This window comes from Microcoleus sp., assembly GCF_049646505.1.
Classification (GTDB): domain Bacteria; phylum Cyanobacteriota; class Cyanobacteriia; order Cyanobacteriales; family Microcoleaceae; genus Microcoleus.
Genome location: NZ_JBARVX010000451.1, coordinates 1 through 7,115 on the forward strand (window position 1 = coordinate 1; position 7,115 = coordinate 7,115).

At 48.9% G+C, this 7,115-nt stretch carries 5 protein-coding genes and 1 CRISPR repeat array; of the genes, 1 reads left to right on the forward strand and 4 read right to left on the reverse strand.

Annotated elements, in window-relative coordinates; translation table 11 throughout:
• Positions 1–257 precede the first annotated feature (257 nt).
• The 4 genes from WBA89_RS21860 to rfaE2 form a co-directional block, all read right to left on the reverse strand.
• Positions 258–656 (reverse strand): anti-sigma regulatory factor, encoded by a 399-nt coding sequence (locus WBA89_RS21860; RefSeq protein ID WP_424409414.1) that lies wholly within the window; start codon positions 654–656, stop codon positions 258–260.
• Between the two features lie 124 nt (positions 657–780).
• Positions 781–1,200: an STAS domain-containing protein gene (locus tag WBA89_RS21865; RefSeq protein ID WP_424409415.1), complete on the reverse strand. Its 420-nt coding sequence runs from the start codon at positions 1,198–1,200 to the stop codon at positions 781–783.
• 185 nt (positions 1,201–1,385) lie between these two features.
• Positions 1,386–2,255, reverse strand: a complete 870-nt coding sequence (locus WBA89_RS21870; RefSeq protein ID WP_424409416.1) for an STAS domain-containing protein — start codon at positions 2,253–2,255, stop codon at positions 1,386–1,388.
• A gap of 116 nt (positions 2,256–2,371) precedes the next feature.
• Positions 2,372–2,866 (reverse strand): D-glycero-beta-D-manno-heptose 1-phosphate adenylyltransferase, encoded by a 495-nt coding sequence (gene rfaE2 / locus WBA89_RS21875; RefSeq protein WP_424409418.1) that lies wholly within the window; start codon positions 2,864–2,866, stop codon positions 2,372–2,374.
• Positions 2,867–4,125: 1,259 nt separating this feature from the next.
• Between rfaE2 and WBA89_RS21880 the strand changes: the two genes are divergently transcribed.
• Positions 4,126–6,243: a DNA-binding protein gene (locus WBA89_RS21880; protein WP_424409417.1), complete on the forward strand. Its 2,118-nt coding sequence runs from the start codon at positions 4,126–4,128 to the stop codon at positions 6,241–6,243.
• Between the two features lie 279 nt (positions 6,244–6,522).
• Positions 6,523–7,080: a CRISPR direct-repeat array (repeat unit 37 nt; unit sequence GCCGCAAAATACCTAAAACCCTATCAGGGATTGAAAC).
• Positions 7,081–7,115: the final 35 nt, after the last annotated feature.

Genomic DNA, 7,115 nt, shown 5'->3' on the forward strand with positions numbered 1-7,115 from the left:
AGTCATTAGTCATTAGTCATTAGTCATTAGTCATTAGTCATCAATAACCTCAAAAACAGGGTGTCTTATAATATTTTTTCTTCATCAAACGTCCAACTCGAATAAACCCGGTTTCTCGCCCCTCCGCATTAATCATCATCTCAGAAACCGGGTTTCTTGGAATATTTTTTCCCACCAAACGCCCAACTCGAATAAACCCGATTTGTCGCCCAATTTTGCCCAACTTCGCTCAATCTTCCCTATCCCAATTTCCCCTTTCACCGCCAGCGGACGATCGCAATTTTCGTCCCTTTACCCACTTTAGAAGCAATCTCAAACTCGTGCATCAACCGCTTAGAACCGCCCAGCCCCAAGCCCAAACCGCGATCGGAAGTATAACCGTCAGTCATTGCCAATTCGATGTCTGGAATTCCCGGGCCCTTGTCTTCAAATATCAGCCGCAGTCCTTTGCGTTTCCCCGATTCGATCGTTTCGAGAGTTACTGTTCCCCCTTTGCCGTAGTCTACAGTATTGCGGGCGAGTTCGCTGGCTGCCGTAACGATTTTTGTTTGGTCTAGTAAGCCGAATCCCATTGCTACAGCCAAAGTTCGCACTTGCTGTCGGACTTGGACTATATCGGAGGACGATCGAATTTCTAATGTCTCGCGTTTTGACATGGCGCATACTGTACCAAAATAGAAGTTCTCCACAAAACATAAGACTTACCCTCATCAACCAAGTTTCCCGCCTTCAGAAAACTTGAGTTGGTCAACAAGCTATCTACACACAAACCGGGTTTATTTACTCCCTCCGCCTCACCCGCGGGGACAATTTATCGACTGCTAAAGCTTCGGCAGATGCGGAAAAACCCAAGGATTTTCGCAACAAATTCATCCCCTTTTCAACGCTTAAAGCTGTGCGAACTCCGGTCAGAGAAAGCCCCAATTCAACGAGCGTGATTGCCACCGCAGGCTGCATCCCGACCACCACTGTTTCAGCATCCAATATTCGCGACATTGTAGCGATATTGTTAAGAATGCGACCGATAAAAGAATCTACAATTTCCAGGGAAGAGATTTCTATCAACACACCTTTAACTCCGGTTTTGACTATCCGGTTCGTCAGGTCTTCTTGCAGGGTTATTGCCAAGCGGTCGTGCATATCTACTTGAATTGTTACTAGCAGAAATTCTCCCATTTGCAGGATAGGAATCCGTTCCATAAATTTACCTCTATTTGAGCTTTAATTTCAAGTTCTCTGCCCTGTGTCCTATGCCCTATGCCCTATGCCCTATGCCCTATGCCCTATGCCCTATGCCCTATGCCCTATGCCCTATGCCCTATGCCCTATGCCCTATGCCCTGTGCCCGCGAGAGTACCTCACCTTTCTGAGAAAGGCTGTAGTTTTTATCTGTCCTCATTCAATTTTTTTATAGTTAAACCTTGGCGCTGCAAAGCGACTTTAAAAGCATCTGCTAAAGTTGCTTTTGTCAGAATATCCTGCAAATCAACTCCCAAATGAACTATGGTTTGAGCTATTTGCGGGCGAATCCCGCTGATGATGCACTCAGTACCCATGAGACGGGCGGCGGCGACGGTTTTTAATAAATGTTGAGCGACTAAAGTGTCAACAGTCGGCACGCCTGTAATGTCTAAAATTGCAAATTCGGAGCCGGTTTCCATGATTTCCTGCAACAGAGTTTCCATGACTATTTGAGTGCGGGCGCTGTCGAGTGTCCCGATCATGGGTAAAGCGAGAATTCCTTGCCAAAGTTTGACTACGGGTGTTGACAATTCGAGCATTTCTTGCTGCTGGCGTTCGATTACTTCTTCGCGAGCTTTGAGAAAGATTTCTGTCACCCACAGGCCTAGCTGGTCTAATAAGCTGGTGGAAAGCCAAAGTTTTTCGACAAGTGCGTCGCGGTTTTGTGTAAGTTCGTGACAAAGCCGATCGAACAATGGCTTTTTGAAGCATAAAATAAAACTCGCGATCTCTGAGGGGGTAAAGCCCCTCTGAACGCGCGATCGCGAAACTTCTGCTAGCAGCAGCCGCATATTTTCCCATTCGGGTGTCTGGATGTCGCTAAAGTTACCTTGCTGCAATGCTACTTGGAGCAATTGCAGGAACTCTTGACACTCCGATCGCAATTCTTTGGCTCTCATCAAGTCGTCCCGCCGCAGCCCGCTATTTTGTAGTTCTTTGAGCCAGTCTGCTAGTAGCTCTGCTTTGTGTTTTTCGAGAATTTCCGCGATCGTGTTATTGCTTGTGAGTTCCATTAAAATTATCTCCTGCTTAGCCATTAAGATCAAGTTGTACGAGCAGCCACATTTTAGTATTTTTGATGGGGCAATTTATGAGTTTAACTCACTATTTGCTGTTTGCGATCGGGGGGTTAAGCGCCTAACTGCAAAATGCGTTGGACGATCGCACTTGTAGAACTCGGAACTTCTATTTCTATCAAGGAAATCTTGCCGCCTCCGGCGATAACCGCCGGTGCTTCCGGCAGAGTTTCGAGTTGATAGTCGCCTCCTTTAACATATATATCTGGCTTCAGGATATTTATCAGTTTAGTTGCTGTAATCTCGGAAAAAATTACCACCGCATCTACTGGTTTCAGGGCTGCCAACACTTCGGCTCGCTGATTTTCCGGTACGATCGGGCGGGGCGGCAATCCCGGCTGCTGAGGTTTGATAGTTTGCACGCTCTCGTCGCTATTCAAGCCCACCACGAGGGTGCGCCCCAATTTTTTTGCGGCTTGCAAATAGCGGACGTGTCCGCAGTGCAAAATATCGAAGCACCCGTTAGTAAACACGATCGGACGCCAGTTATCCGGAGCGGATGCGATCGCTTCTTTAAGTTCTCTCAACGTGTAAACACCAGAAATCATGACATCCACCAGGAATTTTGAACAGCGAGAAACTATCCTAGCAAAAAGTGCGATCGCTTGTACCTTTGCCATTGCACAATCGAGCGATCGAGCTGCGAATCATTAGTAGTTGGCAGTTGGTAATTGGTAATTACTCGCTACTCACTATTAAGCCACCAGCAATCAACAAGAATGTCCTGCGGCTTTGGGAGCTGCGAAACAGTAGACCTCTTGCAAAAATAATTAGGACGGGCTCTCCGGCCCGTCCCACAAAAGTGATTTTTTCTTGTGGGATGGGCCGGAGAGCCCGTCCGCTCAATTGATGAAAAGGACTTTTGGAATAGGTCGAGTATAAAATAGGAAAAAATAGCTGCTCGTGTATCCTACATTCTGCCAAAAAACGGATGCAATCCCCTAAATTACAGCATATTCTATGTAGGTGTAGAGGGCGAGAAACCGGGTTTTTTAAACACATTTATTAATGAGGCGAAAACTCTCAAGAAACCCGGTTATGAGTGTGTATTTCATAAATTTGGAATACGCTGTAATTTGCGATTGTCGAAAATATTTGACTTTTGTTCGAGTGTCTCGATTGAATGCGAGAATAAATCTCCGATCGTGCAAATTGTTAATCTCAAATCTAGGCTGTGGCTCAGTCGCAAATCAAGGTAACAAAAGCTTAGGATCGAAAACTTAATAACTTAGGAATGATAATTAAATAACTTACAATTTGATGGTTATTGTGGGATGGGCGGGACGCCCATCCCACAAACTTGTCTAAATTATTTAATTCACGATCCTTAAACACCTCCTACAGTCTTCTCTCCTGTAAGTTGCTTTTCTCAAAGGAGGCAGAGCCTCGCCTATCTGCATTACCAGGCTCTGCCTGGTAACGAGTAACAAGAGTTTTATTGTTTTTTACATAAAATTTAAATGCGGCAACAGCTTATGAATTACTACACAATGTTGTGGAGTTAGGAAGTTTTGTATTGACAAAGGAAAACACTTTGAGTAGCCGCGCGGGGTAAAAGTGTGCACGCACGGTTTCGGATGGGAGGGGAAGTTTAGTAAAATTCCCTCGACCCTACCAACCTGGTAATATGTATTTAAACCCCCAAAAGATATCACCGCGCTCAAAAAGCAAAGGTGAGCGAGGCAAGGGAACCCTAGCCATAGGGATATTAAGGTCGTAATGTCTTAAGAATCCTCGTGCCCGATCGGCCGAGGAGTATCAATGAGTGCTGTTGACTCCCAAATCCTCTATCCCCTAACGGAATTCTATGCAGTTGCAGCGCCAATTTAGCGGACAACTGATTGCGATCGACACTAAAAGCGCGATCGCCAGCGGCGGTGAAGGTCGAATCTACCCGATCGCCCAAGATCCGTCCCTAGTAGCAAAAATCTACCACAAACCGACAGACGAAGACGGCGACAAACTCACGGTCATGTTCAGTATGCCGCCGGATGCGCCGATCGCCGAACCGGGACACGCCTCAATAGCTTGGCCGGTAGATTTGCTGCATACTGTCGGCGGGCGCGAAAAAATCGTCGGTTTTGTGATGCCGCGCGTCAAGAAAGTGCTGCCAATACACACTTTCTACACTCCCAAAACCAGGCGCGAACAAAAACCGCTATTTAGCTATCTTTACCTCCACCGCACCGCCCGAAATCTCGCCTCGGCTGTCAACGCCCTCCACGTCAGGGGTTACGTCATCGGCGACGTGAACGAGTCGAACATTTTGGTGACGGATACGGCTTTGGTAACGCTGGTAGACACGGATTCGTTTCAAGTGCGCGATCCTTACACGGGTTACGTTTACCGGTGTCCCGTGGGGAAGCCGGAGTTTACGCCGCCGGAATTGCAGGGACAGACTTTTCGCGATATCGATCGATCCCCAGAGCACGATTTGTTCGGTTTAGCGGTGCTAATTTTTCAATTGCTGATGGAAGGTACGCACCCGTTTGCGGGGGTTTATCTCGGTAGCGATGAACCGCCGCCTTTGGAAGCGAGAATTCGATCGGGCCATTTCCCCAACGGTACCAAACGGATACCCTACCGCCCGATGCCCGCAGCGCCGCCTTTCGATATGCTGCAGCCCAGGCTGCGGCAGATGTTTATCCGCTGTTTTGAGGAAGGACACCTCAATCCGGCGGCGCGCCCGGATGCGAAAACTTGGGTGAATGCGATTCGGGAAGCGGAAGATTCTCTGATTACTTGCAGCAAAAATACTCAGCACAAATACGGAAATCATCTCAGTCGGTGTCCTTGGTGCGATCGGGCAAAACTCCTCAAAGGCCGCGATCCGTTTCCTTCGCGACAAGCAGTCAACAGCGGATTGCACTTGCAGCCGGCAAAAGCCAAGCGTAAAAAGCCCCAACCCGCAGCGCCTGTGAGGGACACCGCACCGCGCCGCCAATACTCCTCAACGGGGCTGCCGCGCCAACTAGGCCAGTACGCAGTGCCGCTGTTACCGATGCCGATGTCTTCTCGGAGTAGGACTCCTGCGGCGAGGGCTCCGGTGGGCAATTTGGAGCGTATTGTTCGGGATGCTGCTTGGGGCGGTGTTTGGGGTACTTTGTGTTTGGCGGCGGCGGCGGGGGTTTTTTCGGCTGTGGTTGAGGGCGGCGGCGCGATTTTGGGGGCGATTTTTGTGGGTTCGATTTGGGGAAGTTTTTTTGGGATGATTTGGGGGATTTTTACTTTGCCGCCGAACCAGATTTGGCGGAAGTGGGGAGGGGTTTTGGTGGGGACTCTGTGGGGGGCTTTCTTTTTGGCGGCGATCGGCGGTGCGGTGTTTGGGGCGATGAGTGACGATCGGGCGATCGGGCAGGGGATTTTGTCTGGCGCGGGGGTTGGTATCGTGTGGGGCTTTGTTTGGGCTGTTTGCAAGCCTCCTCTGGCGATGCCTGTGGGGAGGACGTGGGGCCGGCGGGGAGCGTATTTGGGAGCGGTTTGGGGAGCGTTTGCGGGTACTGTGGCTGGTATTTTGTTGGGGGCTGGCCTGGTGGTTTGGCAGCAATATAGCGGGCAGATGCGATCGGTGAACGAGTTTGCGAGTTTGTTGCTGGCTGTGGCGATCGTGGCGGCGGGTGTGGGTGCTGTTGGGGGTGTGGTTTCTGGTAGTTTGTTGGGTGTTTGCGGGTTTTCGCCGAAGCTGCCGGTGTCGTTTCAGCCTTCGGGTTGGAGGGGTGGAACTTTGGGGGCGATTTGGGGCAGTTTTTTGGGGACTTTTGCGGGTGCTTTGTTGGGGGCGGGGGTGTCTGCGATGTTTCCGGCTTTGGGCGCTGGGGTGCCGGTGCAGTTTGCGCCTGTCGCGGGGGCGATCGTGGGGGCTGGTTTGGGGGCGATTTGGGGTGTGGTTTCGGGTGCTGTTTGGGGGGCGCTGGGGAAGTGGTGATCGGGTTGATGTCTGTTTTTGGGTGGAAAATCTGTGAATGGGTAGGTGTAAAAATCGAGGTGTTAAATTTTGAGGCTACAATCTATGTGCTGCAAGGGTTTGAGGCTCTCTGTCTAAAAATACGATTCACGGAAAGTCTGAAAGTATTGCAGGATAAGGCTTTGGAGTGAATATGAAAAATTGGGTATTGACAAGTCGAAGGCTGAAATGGTATTTTTGTTTTAGATTCACGGAACTGAACCTTGAAAACCAAATACAGTAAGGCTTCTGGAACGGGCGGCCGCAAAATACCTAAAACCCTATCAGGGATTGAAACGTGCTTGATAGTATGGTAGACATTACTCATTAGAGCCGCAAAATACCTAAAACCCTATCAGGGATTGAAACGAAATCCTTGAGTATGCAAGGGTTGTCATCATTATCATGCCGCAAAATACCTAAAACCCTATCAGGGATTGAAACAAAACTGATGTGCATCGATTGGACTTGCTGCTGCGGTAAGCCGCAAAATACCTAAAACCCTATCAGGGATTGAAACCAGGCAACAATTTCATCGTAATCAGCCAAGGATTCAGGGAGCCGCAAAATACCTAAAACCCTATCAGGGATTGAAACACAATCTCAACGAACTTATATCTTTGATGTGGTTTGGCCGCAAAATACCTAAAACCCTATCAGGGATTGAAACGAGGAATTCGAGCGGCAATCCGAAGTGATGGAATTTGCCGAGCCGCAAAATACCTAAAACCCTATCAGGGATTGAAACGAACCTAGTAAAAGTTTAGTAAGAACGCCGAAACGCCGCAAAATACCTAAAACCCTATCAGGGATTGAAACTCTGACAGTGGCTGGCAAGATACTGAGAGATGCGG

Excerpts from the sequence above, each read along its gene's own strand:
- WBA89_RS21860 (WP_424409414.1), bottom strand. The coding sequence starts at position 656 with ATGTCAAAACGCGAGACATTAGAAATTCGATCGTCCTCCGATATAGTC.
- WBA89_RS21865 (WP_424409415.1), bottom strand. The coding sequence starts at position 1,200 with ATGGAACGGATTCCTATCCTGCAAATGGGAGAATTTCTGCTAGTAACA.
- WBA89_RS21870 (WP_424409416.1), bottom strand. The coding sequence starts at position 2,255 with ATGGAACTCACAAGCAATAACACGATCGCGGAAATTCTCGAAAAACAC.
- rfaE2 (WP_424409418.1), bottom strand. The coding sequence starts at position 2,866 with ATGATTTCTGGTGTTTACACGTTGAGAGAACTTAAAGAAGCGATCGCA.
- WBA89_RS21880 (WP_424409417.1), top strand. The coding sequence starts at position 4,126 with ATGCAGTTGCAGCGCCAATTTAGCGGACAACTGATTGCGATCGACACT.